The sequence below is a fragment of the Geodermatophilus obscurus genome, assembly GCF_900143215.1.
Lineage (GTDB): Bacteria > Actinomycetota > Actinomycetes > Mycobacteriales > Geodermatophilaceae > Geodermatophilus > Geodermatophilus obscurus_A.
Genome location: NZ_FRDM01000010.1, coordinates 111,016 through 130,169, shown reverse-complemented (window position 1 = coordinate 130,169; position 19,154 = coordinate 111,016). Strand labels below are relative to the sequence as shown.

The following is a 19,154-nucleotide window of genomic DNA, read 5'->3' as shown; positions in this document are numbered from 1 at the left end:
ATGTCCCTGGAGCAGGACGTGGCGGCGGCCCGCCGGGCCGTCGACGAGCTGGAAGCGGCGTGTACCCCGCTCTCCCGGCACTTCGGGGACACGGTGGACGCCCGCCGGCTGAGGGTCGACGTCGCCCGGCTGCGCGACGACCTCGCCCTCCTGTGCGGCGCGGCGCGCGTGGCCCGGGGTATCCCGGCCTCCTCGGCCGTCCGGTACGACGACGGCTACGACCCGGGTCCCGGCGGGTCCGGTCGCGCCGTCCGGTGACGGCGACCGCGCCGCGCGGGACCGGGGCGGCCTCCCAGGGACGCGGCGGCGGAGGGCCGGACACGCGCCGCGCGGCCATCGCGGCGCGGACCCTGCGGACGGACCGGTGGTGGGTGCAGCCGCTGGTCACCGTCGTCGTCCTGGTGCTGTTCATCGCGTACTCGACGTTCCGGGCGTTCCAGAACGCGTACTACTACGCCTCGCCCTACATCTCGCCGTTCTACTCGCCGTGCATCACGACACGGTGCGAGGGCGACAGCTTCCCCGAGTTCTTCACCGGCCCGGCCTGGATCTCCCCGGCGATCTACATCCTCGTGCTGCCGCTGGGCATCCGGCTGACCTGCTACTACTACCGCAAGGCCTACTACCGGTCGTTCTGGCTGGCCCCGCCGGCGTGCGCGGTCGCCGAGCCGCACCGCCGCTACACCGGTGAGACCCGGTTCCCCCTGATCGGGCAGAACGTCCACCGGTACTTCCTGTACGCCGCGCTGCTGTTCAACGTGATCCTCTTCTACGAGGCATTCCGGGGGTTCCGCGACGAGACCGGCGAGTGGGGCCACATGGGCCTGGGCACGGTGATCCTGCTGGTCAACGCGGTAATGCTGTTCCTGTACTCGATCTCCTGCCACTCCTGCCGGCACATCGTCGGCGGCCGGCTGAACACCTTCTCGAAGCACCCCCTGCAGTACAAGGCGTGGACGGCGGTGTCGAAGCTGAACGCCCGGCACATGCAGTACGCCTGGATCTCGCTGTTCACCGTCGCGTTCGCCGACTTCTACGTCTTCCTGCTGGCCACCGGCACGATCAGCGACCTGAGGTTCTTCTGATGACGGAGCTCATCTGATGGAGTTCGAGAGGCACGGCTACGACGTCGTCGTCGTCGGAGCCGGCGGCGCCGGCCTGCGGGCCGCGATCGCCGCGCACGAGGCCGGGGCGCGCACGGCCGTCGTCTGCAAGTCCCTGCTCGGCAAGGCGCACACCGTCATGGCCGAGGGCGGCATCGCCGCGGCGATGGGCAACGCCTACCCCGAGGACGACTGGCGGGTGCACTTCCGGGACACCATGCGCGGCGGGAAGATGCTCAACCACTGGCGGATGGCCCAGCTGCACGCGCAGGAGGCGCCGGACCGCGTGCGCGAGCTCGAGGACTGGGGCGCGCTGTTCGACCGCACGCCCGACGGGCTGATCAGCCAGCGCGACTTCGGCGGCCACCGCTACGCCCGCCTGGCCCACGTCGGCGACCGCACGGGGCTGGAGCTGATCCGCACCCTGCAGCAGCGCACCGTCGCCCTCGGCGTGGACGTGTACATGGAGTGCACGGTCACCCGGCTGCTCACCGACGACGAGGGCGTCACGGGCGCGTTCGGCTACTGGCGCGAGTCGGGGCGGTTCGTCGCCTGGGAGGCGCCCTCGGTCGTGCTGGCCACCGGCGGGATCGGCAAGGCCTACAAGGTCACCTCGAACTCGTGGGAGTACACCGGCGACGGGCACTCCTTGGCGCTGGCGGCCGGCGCCGGCCTGGTGAACATGGAGTTCGTCCAGTTCCACCCCACCGGGATGGTGTGGCCCCCGTCGGTGCGCGGGATCCTCGTGACCGAGAGCGTCCGGGGCGACGGCGGCGTCCTGCGCAACTCGGCCGGCAACCGGTTCATGTTCGACTACATCCCCGACTTCTTCCGCAAGGAGACCGCGGAGACCGAGGACGAGGCCGACCGCTGGTACGACGACAAGAGGAACAACCGGCGCCCGCCCGAGCTGCTGCCCCGCGACGAGGTCGCCCGGGCCATCAACAGCGAGGTCAAGGCCGGCCGCGGCTCCCCGCACGGCGGGGTGTTCCTCGACATCGCCAGCCGGCGCCCGGCCGAGTACGTCCGCCGGCGGCTGCCGTCGATGTACCACCAGTTCAAGGAGCTGGCCGACGTCGACATCACCGCCGAGCCGATGGAGGTCGGCCCGACCTGCCACTACGTGATGGGCGGTGTCGAGGTCGACCCCGACACCGCCGCGGCGTCCGTCCCGGGGCTGTTCGCGGCCGGTGAGGTCGCCGGCGGCATGCACGGCTCCAACCGGCTGGGTGGCAACTCGCTGTCGGACCTGCTGGTCTTCGGCCGGCGCGCCGGCGCCGCCGCCGCCGAGCACGCGAGCAAGCGGGCCGGCGCGGTCGCGCTGCGCGAGGAGGCGCTCGTCGAGGCCGCGCGGGCGGCGCTGGCGCCGTTCGAGCGGGAGGGCGGGGAGAACCCGTACACGGTGCAGTCCGAGCTGCAGCAGACGATGCACGACCTGGTCGGCATCATCCGCACGGCGCCGGAGATGGAACGCGCGCTGGAGCGGATCGCCGCGCTGCGCGAACGCGTGGCGGCGCTGTCCGTGGAGGGGCACCGGCAGTACAACCCCGGCTGGCACCTGGCGCTGGACCTGCCGCACCTCCTGGCGGTCAGCGAGTGCATCGCCCGGGCCGCGCTCGCCCGCGAGGAGAGCCGCGGCGGGCACACCCGCGACGACTTCCCCGCCACCGACCCGGCGTGGGGGCGCGTCAACCTGGTCTGCACCCGGACGCCGGACGGCGGGGTCACCGTGGCCCGGCAGCCGCTGCCGGAGATGCCGCCGGAGCTGGCCGAGGTCTTCGAGGAGCAGCCGTGACGGAGCCGGGGGAACCGAGCATCCGCGCGGTCGACGAGGGCTCGGGAGAGAACCGCGGCGGCTACGACGCCACCTTCCGCGTCTGGCGCGGCGACGCCTCCGGCGGGGAACTGCAGACCTTCACCGTCCCGGTGAACGAGGGTGAGGTCGTCCTCGACGTCATCCACCGCCTGCAGGCCACCCAGGCCGGCGACCTGGCCGTCCGGTGGAACTGCAAGGCCGGCAAGTGCGGGTCCTGCAGCGCGGAGGTCAACGGGCGGCCGCGCTTGATGTGCCTGACCCGGATGAACACGTTCGCCGAGGACGAGACGGTGACGGTCACCCCGCTGCGGACGTTCCCCGTCATCCGCGACCTGGTCACCGACGTCTCCTACAACTACGAGAAGGCCGCGCAGATCCCGGCGTTCACCCCCCGGCCCCGGGACCCCGACGGCAACCACCGGATGCAGCAGGTCGACGTCGACCGGCCGCAGGAGTTCCGGAAGTGCATCGAGTGCTGGCTGTGCCAGGACACCTGCCACGTCATCCGGGACCACGAGGAGAACAAGGCCGCCTTCGCCGGGCCGCGCTTCCTCATCCGACTGGCGGAGCTCGACATGCACCCGCTCGACGTCGTCGACCGGCGGGACGCCGCACAGCAGGAGTTCGGCCTCGGCTACTGCAACATCACCAAGTGCTGCTCCGAGGTGTGCCCCGAGGGCATCCACCTGACCGACAACGGGATCATCCCGCTCAAGGAGCGGGTCGTGGACCGCCGGTACGACCCGCTCACCTGGCTCGGGTCCAAGATCCGGCGGCGGCCCCGGGACTGAAGAAGGACCCCGCCCTCCTCACCGCTCGCAGGCTCGCGGCGAGCCTCTGGACGGGGCCAGCCCGGGAGGGGGCGCTCACTCGTCCTGTTCGACGGCGGCCCGTCGCTCGGCGCCGGTCTCCTCGGCGTAGCCGACGTCCTGACCGGCCACCCGCCCGACGAACTCGGCGGAGTCGCCGGTGCCCGTGGTGCTCGACGCGTCGGGCTCGTCGCTCCCGCCGCCGCCGGTCGCCCGGGTCAGCGCCTGGGCGTCGTCGCGGTCGACGTCGTCCTCACCGGGCCGGGGATCAGGCTCCACGGTGTCCTCCCTCCAGCGGTGGCCCGGTCCGTACCCAGCCGGCGGCCCGCGCACGCGACCAGGCGACTGCCCGCGCGTCCTGGCGCGCCCGTCCCGGCGCATCCGCACCGGGCGTCACAGGCGACCTGGCCCGTTGGCGGGTTGTGCCAGTGCCGCCTCACCAGTTCGTGGGATCCGCTGCACAACCTCGGCTCCGGATCAGCCGATGGTGGCGGCATGGCACGCCGCCTCTCCCTCGCGAGGACCCAGCCCCGGCGCCGGGTCGCCCCCGCAGCCGCGCCCGCCCCCTGGTGGCGGGACGCGGTCGTCTACCAGGTGTACCTGCGCTCGTTCGCCGACAGCGACGGCGACGGCATCGGTGACCTGCGCGGGCTGCGGCAGCGGCTGCCGTACCTCTCCTGGCTCGGCGTCGACGCGGTGTGGATCAACCCGCACTACCCGTCGGGCGGGGCGGACGGCGGTTACGACGTCGTCGACTACCGGGCGGTCGACCCCGAGTACGGCGACGTGTCCGACCTCGAGGCCCTGGTGGACGACGCCCGCCGGCTCGGCCTGAGGGTCGTGCTGGACGTCGTCCCCAACCACACCTCCGACCAGCACCCGTGGTTCCAGGCGGCGCTGGCCGACCCCGACTCCCCCGAGGCCGCGCGCTACCACTTCGCGCCGGCGTCGGCGGAGCCGCCGAACAACTGGCAGTCGCTCTTCGGCGGGCCGGCCTGGTCGCGCACCCCGGACGGGCGCTGGTACCTGCACCTGTTCGCCCCCGAGCAGCCGGACCTGAACTGGCGCGACCCGGTCGTGGCCGAGGACTTCGAGCGGACCCTGCGCTTCTGGCTGGACCGCGGCGTCAGCGGCTTCCGGGTCGACGTCGCCTACGGCCTGTACAAGGACGCCGGGCTGCGGGACAACCCGGGCGCCTACTCCCCCACGCTGTTCGGCCACGGCCCCGAGCAGGCCATGACCTGGAACCAGCCCGAGGTGCACGGCGTGTGGCGCCGCTGGCGGTCGATCTGCGACGAGTACCCCGACACGATGCTGGTCGGCGAGGTGTGCCTGGCCGACCTCGAGCAGGTCGCCCTGTATTCGCGGCCCGACGAGCTGCACCAGTCGCTGTCGTTCCGGCTGCTGAAGTCACCGTGGGCGGTGGCGCCGTTCGCCGAGGCGATCTCCAGTGCGCTGGACGCCTACGGCCGGGTCGGTGCGCCCGTGTCGTGGGTGCTGGGCAACCACGACAAGGAGCGGCAGGTCACCCGCTTCGGCGGTGGCGAGCTCGGCACCGCCCGGGCCCGCGCCGCGGCGCTGCTGACGCTGGCGCTGCCGGGCTCGGCCTACCTGTACGCCGGCGACGAGCTGGGCCTGCCACAGGCGCACGTGCCCGACGAGGCCAAGCAGGACCCCATCTTCCACCGCAGCGGCGGCGCCCGCGCCGGCCGCGACGGCTGCCGCGTGCCGATGCCGTGGAACCCCACCGAGGGCGTCGGCTTCTCCCCCGACGGGGCCGCCGAGCCGTGGCTGCCCATCCCCGCCGACTGGAGCCGCTACGCGGTCTCGGTGCAGACCGGGCAGGGCGGCTCGACGCTGACCCTGCACCGGCGGGCGCTGGCGCTGCGCAAGGCCCACCCGGCGTTCGCCTCGGGCTCGGCGACGGTGACCACCCGCGGCGACGTGCTGACCATCCGCTCGGTCGATGGTGGCGAGGCGGTGCGCTGCGTGGTCAACATGGGCAGCGAGACGGTGCTCGCCGGCTGCCCCGGCTCGGTGCTGCTCGCCTCCACCGCGGCGGTCCGCCGTTCCGGTGGCACGGTCGCGCTCCCGCCGGACAGCGCCGTCTGGGTGCTCGAGGACTAGTCGGGAGTCCTGGTCCGCGCGACGTGACCGAGGCCCACCGGGCGCTCACCGGCCAGGTGCAGCGCCTCGACCGCGCCGACGTCGTCCAGCCCGTCCCGTCCGGTCAGCTCGAAGAGCTCGACCTGCTCCTCGATCCACCGCTGGTGGCCGTTCCAGGCGGTCAGCGCGGTGGTGCCGAGCACGGCGCCGATCCGCTCCCACGAGGCGCCTGCGCGTCGCGCGGCGTGGATGCCCCGGTGCTGCGCGTCGTAGGCGCGCCGGGCGACGCCGACGCCGAGGTCGAGCAGCTCCAGGGACTCCTCGAGGTCCAGCGGTTCGACCTGCCCGCGCAGGTGGTCGGTCCAGGAGTACGAGGGCCTGACATCGGGACGCTGCACCGCCGCCGCGCTGTCCCGCCGGCTCAGGAAGTCCAGCCGGGTCACCGCCGTGACGATCGGGATGTCGGCCCCGAGGAGTGCGTGCCAGCCCGTCATGGCGACCGAGGATCGATGACCCGGGCTCCGGGTCCCCTCCGGGATCCTGCGTGTCGCCGGCGGCAGTGCGGACACGCGGCCGGGCATCACGCTCCCCACCGGGACGGTCACCGAGCAGCGGGATCGGTGCTGGTCCCCTGCCTCGTCCACGGGCATCTCGTGTCCGGTGACGGGTGCTTGACTCGTGTCCGGTGACGGGTGCTTTGACGTCGCCGTGACAGCCGGCCTGGAGGATCGGCAGCACCGAGCCGACGTCCGCCTCGGGCGACAGCCCCCGAGTCCTGCAGCGCACCCGGATCGCGGCCGGCGGTGCCCGGACCAGCGCCCGGAACCGGACTCGACACCCGGGAGGAGCCATGAGCGAGCTCCTGCTCTGCGGCGCGACCGGCGACCTCGGCGGCCGGATCGCCGTCCGGCTGACCGACCGCGGGATCCCGTTCCGGGCGCTGGTGCGACCGCGCAGCGACACCTCCGCCCTGCGGTCCTCCGGCGTCGAGCTCATCGTCGGCGACCTCACCGACCCGCCCGGTCTGGATCGGGCGCTGGCCGGGGTGCGGACGGTCGTCACCACCGCCAACGCCATCGGCCGCGGGTTGGCAGGAGCGGAGGACGTGTCCATCGAGCGGGTCGATCGCGACGGGATCGCCGCGCTGGTCCGGGCGGCCGAGGCGGCCGGTGTCGACCGGTTCGTGTTCGTCTCTGCGCAGGGCATGACCGACGCGATGGTGGACCTGGTGCCCTTCTTCGCCGCGAAGCGGGCCACCGAACGGCTGCTGCAGGCCTCGTCCATGCGGTCGGTGATCGTGCGACCGGCGGCGTTCCAGGAGACCTGGCTCGGACCGGAGTCCGGCATCCGGCCCGAGAAGCGGCTGGCCGTCATCTACGGTCGCGGCCGCACACCGGTGCCGTACGTCGCCGAGGACGACGTCGCCGAGGCGTGCGTGCGGCTGGCGACGACCGCCGACCCGCCCCCGGCGCTGGACCTCGGCGGACCCGAGGCGCTGACCCGGCACGAGGTCGTCGACGCCTTCGAGCACGTGCTCGGCGCGCGCATGCGCCGGGTCGTCGTCCCCCGCCGGGTGCTCGCGTTCGGCGCCCGGGCCCTGCGCCGGCGTCGGCCGGAGCTCGCCTCGCTCCTGGGCATCGCGGTGTCCATGGACACCGGCGAGGAGGGCGGCGTCGAGGAACTGCGGACCCTCGGCATCGAGCCGCGGGCGGCATCGGCGCACATCGCGGCCCTCGCAGGAGCGGTCGCCCACACCTGACACCGCCCACGGGTCCGGTGGGTGCGCAGCCACGCCGCAGGGGCGCAGTCCACGGCAACCCGCTCCCGGCGGCGACGGGCCCGACGGGCCCGGGCTCGGTGCGCGTCGTCCCGGCGCACGGGGAGCGCCCGTCAGCCCGCCTCCGGGAGCGGCACGTCCCGGGAGGAGACCCTCACTGCGTGCAGTACCCCCTCGAGGCCAGCCCGTCCAGGATCATGGGCAGGGCAGCGGGGGTGTTCCGCCCCGTGCTGTCGTGCAGCAGCACGATGCTCCCCGGCCGCACGCCCTGCAGCACCCGGTCCCGGGTCGTCGTCGCCGGCGGATCCGCCCAGTCGCGGGGGTCGACGGTCCACAGCAGCATCGAGTCCAGGCCGACGTCCCCGGCCGCCCCCGCCACGAGGTCGTTCGTGGCCCCGTACGGCGGGCGCCACTCGCCGGGAGTGTCGCCCGTGGCCCGCTCGATGACCTCGTTGGTGCGCTGCAGCTGGGATCGCACCTGCGCCCGGTCCAGCGTGGTGAGCTCCGGGTGGTTCCACGAGTGGTTCCCGATCCTGTGCCCCTCCTCGCTGGCGCGACGCACGATGTCCGGTCGGGCAGCGGTCATCTCACCGGTGACGAAGAACGTCGCCTTCGCTCCCCGGTCCGCCAGCGTGTCCAGGATGTCGGGTGTGGCGGTCGGGTGGGGACCGTCGTCGAAGGTGAGCCGGACGTGGCCGGCTGCACACTGCTGCGTCCCCGTCCCCGCGGACGCCGGCGGCGCGAGCAGCACCAGCAGCAGTGTGCTGATGACGGGCACGATCCAGCGCTTCGGACGTGGTCTCGGAACCGGGGGTCCCGACGCGGGGTCGCGGCCCACTCTGCGGCCGCTGCTCACCTTCGGGCGCGTTCTGGTGGACCTGCGCCGGCTCGTGCGGACACAGTGCCGGGAGCAGGTGTCAGCAGACGTGGCGGGAGTTCGGTTCGGCTCACCGCGCCGCCGGGGTCGTCCAGGTGGGTTCGCCGTGATGGGGCACGCCGACACCGCTGGCGTACTCCGCAGCGCGTCGCAGGTCCGGGCACGGGCACGTGCGTCCACCGCGACCTAGGTCCGACTGAGTCGGCTGACCGCGGCTCGGGCCGCGTCCAGGTGCTTCTCGTACGAGCCGTTGGTGTATGCCACCCACGGCTTGAAGTTGGCGCCCTTGGCGGAGATCCGGTAGGCGGCGTTGGCGTTGCACTGGGCGTCGTAGGCACAGTTCTTGGAGACCGAGGGGTGCCAGCAGTTGTTGATCTGCCAGAGCCCGCGGTCCACCGAGCCGTTCGGACAGCCCTTCGTCGGGCCGTTGGCGTTGTACGCGTCCGGACGACAGGACGACTCCCCCATGCCCACCGCGACCGCGGTGACGAGCCTGTCGCCGCTGAAGCCGGCCTGCGAAGCGACCTCCGCGCACAGGTCTGCTGCGGCGCTGGCCGAGGCGTCAGCGGCTGCCGTCGCCGGGGCCGGTACTGCGAGGGCGATGAGCGCCAGGACCACCACGATGCCGAGGCGGAGGGGTGGCACCGCCCGGACGGGACGACGCAGGCCGAGGGTGTGCTGGTGCATGGGATCCCCCAAGCACGCCTGCGGGATGAGCTGTCGGGTTCGGGCGGGAGGACTGCCCGGCCGCGGCGGTCACGGCTTCACCCCGAGGGCCGCGGGCGCGGCCCGGAGTTCCTGCGATCTCCCGTTCCTGCCTCGGCTGAGAAGAGGTCGGCCCGGCCAGCGGCAGGATTTGGCGTGTGCTGCCGGACCGTCCCGCGGGTGCGGGCGATCCGAACGTAGGCTGTGGTGCACATCACAGCAAACGCACCGGTGCCTCTCCGGGTCCGCACCCACCCGGGAGGAGCCGTGAGTGAGCTCGCGAGCTGTGGAAGGACCGGCGGCCTGGGCCGGATCCTCGTCCGGGCAGGACGGGTCGCCCACACCTGACGTCGCACGTCATCGGCGTCCACCGAGGGACACGAGCGGCTCCTGGGCGGCTGGCCGAGACCCCGGTCGAGGGCCCGGCCTCGGACCCGGTCAGCCCTCGGTGGCGGTGGCCGTCGTGAGCTGGTCGGCGTACCTGCGCCGGGCGTCCTCCAGCGCCTCGATGGCCTTCCCCCGGCGCTCCCAGCCGCGGGTCTCGGCCGACTTGTCCGGCGCCAGGGCCTCGTAGATCTCGAAGAAGTGCCAGATCTCGGCGATCTGGTGCATCGGCACGTCCTCCAGCTCCTGCAGGTGGAGCTGCCGCGGGTCGGTCGCGGGAACGCACAGCAGCTTGGCGTCCGGGCCCCGCTTGTCGTGCACCCAGAACACGGCGATGACCCGGGCGCGGACGAGGCAGCCGGGGAAGGTGGGCTCGGCGAGGAGCAGGAGGGCGTCGATCGGGTCGCCGTCCTCGGCCAGCGTCTCCGGGACGAACCCGTAGTCGCCCGGATAGCTGGTCGCGGTGAAGAGCATCCGGTCGAGCCGGATCCGGCCGAGCCGCTGGTCGTACTCGTACCTGTTCCGGGATCCCTTGGGGACCTCGACGATCACGTCGACCTCCACGGACTCCCCCTCCTCGGTGGGACCCCAGAGCCCGGAGTGGCCGAGCAGCGGCGGTGGTCACCGGCTGGGTCCGTCGTCGCCAGGCGACCCTGGCCCGGTGCCCGCCGTCCGTCAAGCCGGCCGCGGGCGGCTCGGGGACACCGGCCGGCTCAGTCGCCGGTTCCCGCGTCGGCGGGGACGCGCAGCCGGACGGCGTCCAGGCCGACCAGGACCCCGAGCTCGTCGGCGACCATGACGATGTCGGTGATCCGGCCGTCGGCGACGGTGAGGACGTCGACCACCCGCAGCCAGCACTCCCGCCCGGTGGCCGGCAGCGGACCGGCGGACGTCGTCCAGGTGCCGACCTGACGGCCGCCCATCCGGAACGCCACGGCCACCCGGTCGCCCTGCTCGACCACCGACAGCACCTCCCGCTGCACCGGGGCGAAGGCGTGCTGCACCGCCCGCGCCCGGGCGACGAGGTCAGCCGGCGCCATGGGCGTGCCGTTGACCGTCACCGGGTCGGCGTAGAGCTCGCGGAAGGCCGCGGCGGCGGCGCCGTCATCCACCGGCAGGGGGTCCGACCACAGCCGCAGCAGCCGCTCGACGTCGAAGGCCACCCGCCCAGGCTGGTGGGCAGCGGCCGACCGGGCCAGGGGCCGACGTCCCGACCGGGGGTCCGGACCCGGCGGACGGCGTCCGGGAGCTGCCGGACTCGCGCTGCACGACGGCGGCGGTGTCCCCGGCCGACCGCTCCCCGTCGGCGAGCAGCTCGAGGATGCGCCGTCGTACCGGGTCGCCCAGGACCTCCAACGCGTGCACGTCGAAGGGGCCAGCGCGTCCGCACAGAAGTCGGCGCTGGTGCCCGGGCAGGAGCGACAGGTGTAGAAGAGAGGGCGGCGCACCGGCTCCTGCGGGAACGGCGCGGCGACCCTGCACCGACGCCGACGGGGGAACGCTGATGACGCTGGCACCGGACGTGGCGACCGACCTGACGGCGGCGTTGCGCCGCGCAGGGGTCGGCGACGTCGACGACTCCGGCCTGGCCCGGTCGCTGTACTCCTCCGACGGCTCGCTGTACCGGGTGCTCCCCCGCGCCGTGGTGCGCCCGCGGCACCCCGACGAGATCGAGGCGACCCTCGCCGTCTGCCGGGAGCTCGGGGTGCCGTTCACCGCACGAGGCGCGGGCACCTCGATCGCCGGCAACGCGGTCGGCCCCGGCGTCGTCCTGGACACCAGCCGGTACCTGTCCCGCGTGCACGGCATCGACCCCGAGGCCCGGACGGCGACCGTCGACCCCGGCGTGGTGCAGGCGGCGCTGCAGACCGCGGCCCGGCCGCACGGGCTGCGCTTCGGCCCCGACCCGAGCACGCACAACCGCTGCACCATCGGCGGGATGATCGGCAACAACGCCTGCGGGTCACGCGCCCTGGGCTACGGCCGGACATCGGACAACGTGGTCGGCCTCCAGGTCGTCACCGGCGCCGGCGAGCGGCTGCGGCTGGGCGCCGACGGCGCTTCCGCCGGCGGCGTGCTGGACCGGCTGCACGACCTGGTGGACGGCGAGCTGGCGGCGATCCGCACCGAGCTCGGCCGCTTCGGCCGGCAGGTGTCGGGCTACTCGCTCGAGCACCTGCTGCCCGAACGCGGCTTCGACGTCGCCCGCGCGCTCGTGGGCAGCGAGGGCACCCTCGCGGTGGTGCTGGGCGCGACCGTCCGACTGGTCACCGACGCCCCGTTCCGCGGCCTGGTCGTGCTCGGCTACCGGTCGATGGCCGAGGCCGCCGACGCCACGCCCGGGTTGCTGCCGCACGAACCGACCGCCGTCGAGGGGCTCGACCAGCGGATCGTGCAGCGGCTGCGCGACGTCCCCGCGGCGGTCGTGCCCGACCTGCCCCGCGGCGACGGGTGGCTGATCGTCGAGCTGACCGGCGACAGCGTCGCCGAGATCGAGGCCAAGGCGGGGGGCGTGCTCGCCGACGCCGGGGCGCTGGACTCCCTGGTGGTCACCGATGCGGCGGAGGCCGCGGCGATCTGGCGGATCCGCGAGGACGGCGCCGGCCTGGCCGCCCGCACCTCTGACGGGCGCCCCGCGCACGCCGGCTGGGAGGACGCCGCCGTCCCGGTCGAGCAGCTCGGTGCCTACCTGCGCGAGTTCGAGGCGCTGCTGGACCAGCACGGCCTGCAGGGCGTCCCGTACGGCCACTTCGGCGACGGCTGCGTGCACGTGCGGATCGACTTCCCGCTCGGGCGCGGCGAGGACCGCGGCCGGGAGGCCTACCGGGCGTTCGTGACCGACGCCGCCGCGCTGGTGGCCCGTTACGGCGGCTCGGTCTCCGGCGAGCACGGCGACGGCCGGGCGCGCAGCGAGCTGCTGTCGGCGATGTACTCGCCGCACGTGCTGGGCCTGTTCGAGCGGGTCAAGGGCCTGTTCGACCCGGCCGACGTGCTCAACCCCGGCGTCCTGGTGCGCCCGGCACGGGTCGAGGACGACATCCGGATGGCCGCCGCACCGCGGGCGACGGTGACCTCCCTGCCCACCCTGGCGCTGGCCTACCGGCACGACGGCGGCGACTTCTCCGCCGCCGTGCACCGCTGCACCGGGGTCGGCAAGTGCCGGGCCGACCTGCAGGCCAGTGGCGGGGTGATGTGCCCGTCGTGGCCGGCGACGCGGGAGGAGAAGGACACCACCCGCGGCCGGGCGCGCGTGCTGCAGGAGATGCTCGCGCCGGGCGGACCGGTGCGGGACTGGCGCTCGCCGGAGGTGCACGCGGCCCTCGACCTGTGCCTGTCCTGCAAGGGCTGCTCGCGGGACTGCCCCACCGGCGTGGACATGGCCTCCTACAAGGCCGAGGTGCTGCACCAGAGCTACCGCCGCCGGCTGCGTCCGCGGTCGCACTACACGCTGGGCTGGCTGCCGCGCTGGGCCGACGTCGCCGCCCGCATGCCCCGGCTGGCCAACGCGGTGACCAGGTCACGCCTCGGCGGCCGGCTGGCCAAGTGGGGCGCCGGCGTCGACCAGCGCCGCTCGCTCCCGGCGTTCGCCGACCGCACCTTCCGGCAGCAGTGGGCGCAGCGACCGGTGCCGCCCGGGAGCGGCCGCCCGGTCGCACTGTGGGTCGACTCCTTCACCGACCACTTCGACCCCGAGGTGGCGCTCGCCACGGCGGCGGTGCTGGAGGACGCCGGCTACCGGGTGCAGGTGCCGCCGGCCGAGGCGTGCTGCGGGCTGACCTGGATCACCACCGGCCAGCTGGACGCCGCCCGCCGCACCCTGGGCCGCACCGTCGAGCTGCTGGCCCCGCTGGTGGACGACGGGATCCCGGTGGTCGGCGTGGAGCCCTCGTGCACCGCGGTGCTGCGGCACGAGGCCCTGGAGCTGGTCGGCGACGGGGCGGGCGGGCGAGCCATGGCGGAACGGGTCGCCGCGGGCACCCGCACGCTGGCCGAGCTGCTGCGCGAGACGCCGGGCTGGACGCCGCCGTCCCTGGCCGGGGTCGAGGTCGTCGCCCAGCCGCACTGCCACCACCACGCCGTCCTCGGGTGGGCCACCGACGAGCGGCTGCTGCGCGAGGCCGGCGCCACGGTGACCCGGGTCGGCGGCTGCTGCGGGCTGGCCGGCAACTGGGGCGTCGAGCGCGGGCACCACGAGGTGTCGGTGGCGATCGCCGAGCACCAGCTGCTGCCCGCGGTCCGGGCCGCGGGGCCGGACGCCGTCGTGCTCGCCGACGGTTTCTCCTGCCGCACCCAGCTCGACCAGCTCGCCGGCCGCGACGGCGTGCACCTGGCCCAGCTGCTGGCCCGGGCTCCCCGTGCCTGATCCCGGGTTCGACGACCTGTCCGTCGAGGAGCTGCGGAGCCGCGGCAGCCTCAAGTGGTCGCTGTACCCCGAGGCGATCGGGTCCTTCGTCGCGGAGATGGACTTCGGCACCGCGCCGGCCGTGACCCAGGCGCTGCACGCGGCGGTGGACGCCGCCGCCTTCGGCTACCTGCCGCCGGCGCTGCTTCGGGGCATGTCGGAGGCGTACGCGGCGTGGTCGGCCGACCGGTACGGCTGGTCGGTGCCGCCGGAGCAGGTGCGCCCGGTGGCCGACGTCCTGGCCGCCCTGGCGGCCGCGATCGAGCACTTCTCCCGGCCGGGCAGCCCGGTCATCCTGCCGACGCCGGCCTACATGCCCTTCCTGACCCTGCCGCCGGCGCTGGGCCGCGAGGTCGTCGAGGTGCCGATGACCCGGGCCGGCGACCGGTACGTCTACGACCTCGACGCGCTGGACGCCGCGTTCCGGACCGGCGGCCACCTGCTGGTGCTGTGCAACCCGCACAACCCGATCGGCCGGGTGCTGGAGCCCGCGGAGATGACGGCGGTCGCCGAGGTGGTCGAGCGGCACGGCGGCCGGGTGTTCTCCGACGAGATCCACGCGCCGCTGGTGTACCAGGGACACCGGCACGTGCCCTACGCCTCCCTGGGCGAGGTCCCGGCGGGGCACGCGGTCAGCGCGACCTCGGCGTCCAAGGCGTGGAACCTGCCGGGCCTGAAGTGCGCGCAGCTGGTGCTGTCGAACGCCGCCGACACCGACCTGTGGACCCGGGTGGGGCTGCACGCCGAGCACGGCGCCTCGACCCTGGGCGTCGTCGCCAACACCGCCGCCTACACGGCCGGCGCCGGCTGGCTGGACGGCGTCCTGGCCTACCTGGACGGCAACCGGCGGCTGCTCGCCGACCTGGTCGCCGAGCACCTGCCCGGCGTCCGGTACACCCCGCCGGAGGGCACCTACCTCGCCTGGCTCGACTGCCGGGGCCTCGGCCTGGCCGAGCCCGGCACCTTCTTCCTCGAGCGGGCCGGGGTGGCCCTGACCGACGGCCTCCTGTGCGGCGCCGCCGGCCGGCAGTTCGTCCGGCTGAACGTCGCGAGCCCGCGTCCGGTGCTGGTGCGGGTCGTCGAGCAGATGGGTGCGGCGCTGGCCGGCCGCTGACCGCGACCGGCGCCGTGCGGCTCGCCTCCCAGCCGTCCCCGCCACGTGCGTCACGCCCGGGCGCGACGCACGGGTGACGGAGCGGTGACGACCCTCCGCCATCGTGACGGGGTGGGGGTCGACCTCACCGCTGCTACCCGCACCCGCCCCTCGGGACCGGGTCGGGATCCGGGAGCACCGCTCCGCGGAGCGAGCGGGGCCGACCACGGACGAGGGGGACGACCATGACCGCCACGGACACGCCACGCCTGGACGGCGTCCACCACCTCAAGCTGCCGGTCAGCGACCTGGCCCGGTCCCGCGCGTGGTACGAGAGCCGGCTCGGCTACCGACTGCACATCGAGTTCGTCGAGGACGGCTTCCTGAGGGGAGTGGCGCTGTCCCACCCCCGCGGTGGTCCGGAGCTCGCCCTCCGGCTCGACCCGGATCGGGCTGCCGCGGTGGCGGGGTTCGACTACTTCTCGATCGGCGTGCCGTCCGAGGAGGACATGCACGACCTGGCCGTCCGGCTCACCGCGCTGGGGGACGAGCACGGCGGCGTGCACCGTACGTCGATCGGGTGGATCCTCCCCTCCACCCACGACCCCGACGGCCACGAGGTGCGGTTCTACACGACCCAGCGGCACGCGGGTGTCCCGTCGGACGGGGTCCTGCGCACCGACGACCTGCAGGAGGTGGCGCTCGGACGCGCCCGTGACCGCGGCGCCGGACCGCTGGCCCGGAGCTGAGCGGTCCGGAGGAGCGACCATGTCCACTCGCCTGATCCGTGCCGCCGCGGGCGACACCTACGACCACCTGGGCCTCCGCCTCCGGGTCCGCCTCACCGGCCAGGACACCGGCGGGAGCCTCGCGCTCATCGAGCACGTCGGGAAGCAGGGAGCGGGGTCGCCGCTCCATCGGCACACCCGCGAGGCCGAGACGTTCGTCGTCCTCGACGGAGCCCTCGACGGCTGGTCCGACGGCGAGCACACGGACGTGTCGGCCGGCGACTCCCTGCACCTGCCTGCCGGCACCGAGCACGCCTACCGGATCCGCAGCGACACCGCGCGCTTCCTCCTGCTCCTCACACCGGCCGGGTTCGACCAGTTCTTCGTGACCGACGGCACGCCCAGCGATCCCGGGACCGAACTGCCGCCCGTCCCCGGGCCTCCCCTCCGGAGGCGGTGGAGCGACTCGCCCAGGTGCTCAGCGAGTACGGGGTGACGATCACCGGCCCGCCACCAGCTCCGTGACGCCGTCACCCGAGACGCCGCCGTCCTGTGCGCGAATCGCCCCCGGGGCCCACGAGGGTCGAGGATCCGGCGATCCGCAGGTCCCCGTACGGCCTGCGGTCAGCCGGGCAGCCCGGCCAGGAAGGCGTCCGCCCGCTCCCGGCCCGCGCCGAACAGCCGGCGGAGGAACGCGGGCCTGCGGTCCAGCTTGCTGGGCAGGTCGAGGTCGAGGTCCAGGGTGATCTCACGGATCTCGATGCGCCGGTACGGGTCGCCGAGCCGGTCCGCCCACTCGCTGACCCTGCGGATGAAGAACAGCTCCTGCTCCAGCGACAGGTTGCCGGCCAGCTCGTTCCGCCGGTCCGCGATGTCACCCACCGTCCTCGGCTCGGTGGCCCGCGCGCGCGGGTTGACCCGGACCACCCAGATCTCGTCCGGGCCGGCGTCGGGCAGTTGGCGCACCGGCGGGTTCTGGCTGAACAGCCCGTCCCAGTAGTGCCGGCCCCGCTCCTCGACGGCGCGGAAGAGCAGCGGAACGGCGGCCGAGGCCAGCACGGCGTTCGCGGTGATCTCCCCGCGCCGGCTGGAGAAGGCCTGGAAGTCGCCGCTCAGCACGTCGACGGCGCCGACGAGCAGCAGCGGCTGGTCCTCCGGCGGGGACTCCTGCAGCCGGGCCAGCCGGTCGACGTCCACGTGGCGGGTCAGCAGGTCGGTGAAGGCCGGACCGGCGACGTCCGGATAGAGGTAGGGGCTCACCGTCGGGAGCGTCACCCGCCCCTCCAGCCGGGCCAGCCCGACCAGCCAGGCGTTCGCCGCCCTGTCGCTCAGCGTGGTGGCCGCGTTGTCCTCCCAGAAGCGCTCCAGCAGCCGGCCGGCCTCGGCCGCGCCGCCGGTCAGCAGGCCGTACCAGGCCAGCAGGGCGCAGACCGCGCCACCCGAGGTGCCGGACAGCGCCACCACCCTGTGGTCCTCGTCGGCCAGCAGACGTTGCAGCACACCGCCGGTGAACGCCGTGTGGCTGCCGCCGCCCTGACACGCGATCGCGACCGTTCTCATCTGGAGTGCCTCCCCCTCGCATCGAGGTGCCCACCATCTCCCAGCCCGGCGGTCGCTGCCGCACCGGCACGTACCCGACGGGGGTGCGCCACCCGGTCCGCCGGGTCACGTGCCGAGGCGCAGGACCACCCCACCCTCGATGACCTCGGGCGGGCTCACCGTCAGGTGGGACAGGTCCTGCTCCGGGTCCCTCGACGGTCTAGCGCAGGCGAGGTCTGCACCAGCCGGTAGCCCGCTGCAGACCTCGGGCACCCACCGGGCCGTCCGTCGTCCAGTGGCCGCTCGTGCCCCCGTCCGCCCTCGGGACCTCACCCGGGTGGGATGTTGTGGTTCACGTGGAAGAGGTTCCCCGGGTCGTAGCGCCGCTTGACCTCGACGAGCCGCTCGTACTTCCCCGGTCCGAAGACCGTGCGGGGGTCGGACCCGCGGTGCCCGGCCGGCTCGTGCCCCTGGAAGTTGACGTACTGACCCCCGGTGGCGAACGGCTCCATGTCCGCGGACAGGCCCCGGACGAACGCGACCCGGTCGGCGTCGTCGGCCGGATCGCCCCAGAAGCCGTAGATGTTCAGCCAGAACCGGGCGGCCCGGTTGGGGAACGGGGTCGCTCCCTCCGGCACGCGGCCGAACGCGCCGCCCATGAGGTGGACGTCGAACGCGGTGCCGGTCCAGGTCTGCTCGGCCCCCCGGCGGACCAGGACCTCGATCACCGGGTCGTCCAGCCGGTCGAACGAGGTGTTGCGCCAGTACGCCCGGACGCCCTTGGGGAAGACGGGGTCGAAGGCCTGTTGCCACTCGACCCAGCGCATGTCGCCGACCTCCTCCTCGTCCGGCGGGGCGAGCTCCCGCAGCCGGCCGACCAGGGCCTCCCCGGTGGCGCGGTCGGGCGCGGCCCAGGCGAACCCGACCAGCAGCAGGGGCTCGTCCCCCATCTCGGCGACGGGCGGTGGGGTCATGGTCGTCGTGATCGGCGTCATCGCGTCCGGCAGGTCCCGGGTCCACTCCTCCAGCGCGGTCCACGCCTGCCGCCATCGGTCCTGCCGGTAGACGAGGTTGCCGGCGAACACGCGCGGCCCGTGCGGGTAGGCACGGAACGTGAAGGCGGTGACGACGCCGAAGTTGCCACCGCCACCGTGCACGGCCCAGAAGAGGTCGGGGTGCTCGTTCGCGTCGGCCGTGAGCTGCCGGCCGTCGGCGGTCACCAGCTCCACCGAGACGAGGTTGTCGGCGGCCAGCCCGTGCGGCCGGGTGAGCCAGCCGACGCCCCCGCCGAGGGTGAGCCCCGCGACCCCGGTGGTGGACACGACCCCGCCCGGGACGACGAGCCCGTGCGGCTCCGTGGCCGCGTCGACGTGGGCCAGCGTGGCGCCCGCCTCGACGCGCACGGTCGGCGCCGCCGGGTCGACGGACACCGCGTGCAGGTCCGCGAGGTCCAGCACGAGGCCGTCGTCGACCGCGCCGTTGCCGGCGACGTTGTGGCCACCGCCGCGCACGGCCAGAGCCAGTCCGTGCTCCCGGGCGTACGCGATGACCGGGGCGACGTCGCCCACGCCGGCCGCGCGGACCACGGCCCAGGGACGGCGGTCCACCATCCCGTTCCACACGGCGCGGGCGCCGTCGTAGCCCGGGTCGTCGCGCCCGGTCACGGTGCCCGTCACCCGGGTGCGCAGGTCGTCCAGATCGGGTCGCAGCACTGAGGTGGTCATGGCGCCCCCTCGTCCGGCCGGGTCGTCCTCCGGCCATGCTCCGCCGGGCGCCGACGGCTCTCCAGGGGCGAAAGGACCCCGTCTGCCCGGC

The 19,154-nt window shown here is 74.4% G+C and carries 18 protein-coding genes and 1 riboswitch; of the genes, 10 read left to right on the top strand and 8 right to left on the bottom strand.

What is annotated here, in order from left to right:
• From BUB17_RS12065 to BUB17_RS12050, 4 genes are all read left to right on the top strand, one after another.
• Positions 1 to 258, top strand: coding sequence for a hypothetical protein (locus BUB17_RS12065; RefSeq protein ID WP_072918252.1), 258 nt, complete (start codon positions 1 to 3; stop codon positions 256 to 258).
• Between the two features lie 113 nt (positions 259 to 371).
• The gene (locus tag BUB17_RS12060; protein ID WP_244277177.1) at positions 372 to 1,085 is read left to right on the top strand and encodes a hypothetical protein; all 714 of its coding nucleotides are present in this window, start codon (positions 372 to 374) and stop codon (positions 1,083 to 1,085) included.
• 16 nt (positions 1,086 to 1,101) lie between these two features.
• Positions 1,102 to 2,898 carry a fumarate reductase/succinate dehydrogenase flavoprotein subunit gene (locus tag BUB17_RS12055; RefSeq protein ID WP_175561346.1) on the top strand — a complete coding sequence of 599 codons (1,797 nt, stop codon included), beginning with the start codon at positions 1,102 to 1,104 and terminating at the stop codon, positions 2,896 to 2,898.
• Positions 2,895 to 3,710, top strand: a complete 816-nt coding sequence (locus BUB17_RS12050) for a succinate dehydrogenase/fumarate reductase iron-sulfur subunit (protein ID WP_244277176.1) — start codon at positions 2,895 to 2,897, stop codon at positions 3,708 to 3,710. Before BUB17_RS12055 ends, BUB17_RS12050 begins: the two co-directional genes overlap by 4 nt.
• A gap of 75 nt (positions 3,711 to 3,785) precedes the next feature.
• On the opposite strand, the gene BUB17_RS12045 is transcribed toward BUB17_RS12050, so the two are convergent.
• Positions 3,786 to 4,007 carry a hypothetical protein gene (locus BUB17_RS12045; RefSeq protein WP_072918247.1) on the bottom strand — a complete coding sequence of 74 codons (222 nt, stop codon included), beginning with the start codon at positions 4,005 to 4,007 and terminating at the stop codon, positions 3,786 to 3,788.
• 216 nt (positions 4,008 to 4,223) lie between these two features.
• Between BUB17_RS12045 and BUB17_RS12040 the strand changes: the two genes are divergently transcribed.
• Complete coding sequence (locus BUB17_RS12040; protein WP_072918246.1) at positions 4,224 to 5,855, top strand: glycoside hydrolase family 13 protein; 1,632 nt, start codon at positions 4,224 to 4,226, stop codon at positions 5,853 to 5,855.
• On the opposite strand, the gene BUB17_RS12035 is transcribed toward BUB17_RS12040, so the two are convergent.
• The gene (locus BUB17_RS12035) at positions 5,852 to 6,328 is read right to left on the bottom strand and encodes a hypothetical protein (protein WP_072918244.1); all 477 of its coding nucleotides are present in this window, start codon (positions 6,326 to 6,328) and stop codon (positions 5,852 to 5,854) included. The genes BUB17_RS12040 and BUB17_RS12035 overlap by 4 nt on opposite strands.
• A 356-nt stretch (positions 6,329 to 6,684) precedes the next feature.
• Between BUB17_RS12035 and BUB17_RS12030 the strand changes: the two genes are divergently transcribed.
• Positions 6,685 to 7,593 (top strand): SDR family oxidoreductase, encoded by a 909-nt coding sequence (locus tag BUB17_RS12030; protein WP_072918243.1) that lies wholly within the window; start codon positions 6,685 to 6,687, stop codon positions 7,591 to 7,593.
• A gap of 172 nt (positions 7,594 to 7,765) precedes the next feature.
• On the opposite strand, the gene BUB17_RS12025 is transcribed toward BUB17_RS12030, so the two are convergent.
• The 4 genes from BUB17_RS12025 to BUB17_RS12010 all read right to left on the bottom strand — a co-directional run bounded on the left by BUB17_RS12025 (position 7,766) and on the right by BUB17_RS12010 (position 10,740).
• Positions 7,766 to 8,389: a polysaccharide deacetylase family protein gene (locus BUB17_RS12025; RefSeq protein WP_072918241.1), complete on the bottom strand. Its 624-nt coding sequence runs from the start codon at positions 8,387 to 8,389 to the stop codon at positions 7,766 to 7,768.
• 285 nt (positions 8,390 to 8,674) lie between these two features.
• Entirely contained in the window at positions 8,675 to 9,175 is a 501-nt protein-coding gene (locus tag BUB17_RS12020; RefSeq protein WP_072918240.1) for a transglycosylase SLT domain-containing protein, read from the bottom strand.
• Positions 9,176 to 9,323: riboswitch (cyclic di-AMP (ydaO/yuaA leader) on the bottom strand.
• Positions 9,324 to 9,631: 308 nt separating this feature from the next.
• Positions 9,632 to 10,141: an inorganic diphosphatase gene (locus tag BUB17_RS12015; protein ID WP_072918238.1), complete on the bottom strand. Its 510-nt coding sequence runs from the start codon at positions 10,139 to 10,141 to the stop codon at positions 9,632 to 9,634.
• Positions 10,142 to 10,290: 149 nt separating this feature from the next.
• A complete protein-coding gene (locus tag BUB17_RS12010; protein WP_072918237.1) occupies positions 10,291 to 10,740 on the bottom strand; it encodes a nuclear transport factor 2 family protein in 450 nt (149 codons plus the stop codon).
• 341 nt (positions 10,741 to 11,081) lie between these two features.
• On the opposite strand from BUB17_RS12010, the gene BUB17_RS12000 reads away from it, so the two are divergent.
• The 4 genes from BUB17_RS12000 (at position 11,082) to BUB17_RS11985 (ending at position 16,296) form a co-directional block, all read left to right on the top strand.
• Entirely contained in the window at positions 11,082 to 13,940 is a 2,859-nt protein-coding gene (locus tag BUB17_RS12000) for an FAD-binding and (Fe-S)-binding domain-containing protein (RefSeq protein WP_072918235.1), read from the top strand.
• Positions 13,933 to 15,093, top strand: coding sequence for a MalY/PatB family protein (locus BUB17_RS11995; protein WP_072918234.1), 1,161 nt, complete (start codon positions 13,933 to 13,935; stop codon positions 15,091 to 15,093). Before BUB17_RS12000 ends, BUB17_RS11995 begins: the two co-directional genes overlap by 8 nt.
• A gap of 224 nt (positions 15,094 to 15,317) precedes the next feature.
• Complete coding sequence (locus tag BUB17_RS11990; protein WP_072918232.1) at positions 15,318 to 15,821, top strand: VOC family protein; 504 nt, start codon at positions 15,318 to 15,320, stop codon at positions 15,819 to 15,821.
• 19 nt (positions 15,822 to 15,840) lie between these two features.
• A complete protein-coding gene (locus BUB17_RS11985; protein ID WP_072918231.1) occupies positions 15,841 to 16,296 on the top strand; it encodes a quercetin 2,3-dioxygenase in 456 nt (151 codons plus the stop codon).
• 128 nt (positions 16,297 to 16,424) lie between these two features.
• On the opposite strand, the gene BUB17_RS11980 is transcribed toward BUB17_RS11985, so the two are convergent.
• Together BUB17_RS11980 and BUB17_RS11975 are read right to left on the bottom strand one after the other, a co-directional pair.
• Complete coding sequence (locus tag BUB17_RS11980) at positions 16,425 to 17,360, bottom strand: patatin-like phospholipase family protein (protein ID WP_072918229.1); 936 nt, start codon at positions 17,358 to 17,360, stop codon at positions 16,425 to 16,427.
• Between the two features lie 308 nt (positions 17,361 to 17,668).
• Positions 17,669 to 19,063 (bottom strand): FAD-binding oxidoreductase, encoded by a 1,395-nt coding sequence (locus BUB17_RS11975; protein ID WP_072918228.1) that lies wholly within the window; start codon positions 19,061 to 19,063, stop codon positions 17,669 to 17,671.
• Positions 19,064 to 19,154: the final 91 nt, after the last annotated feature.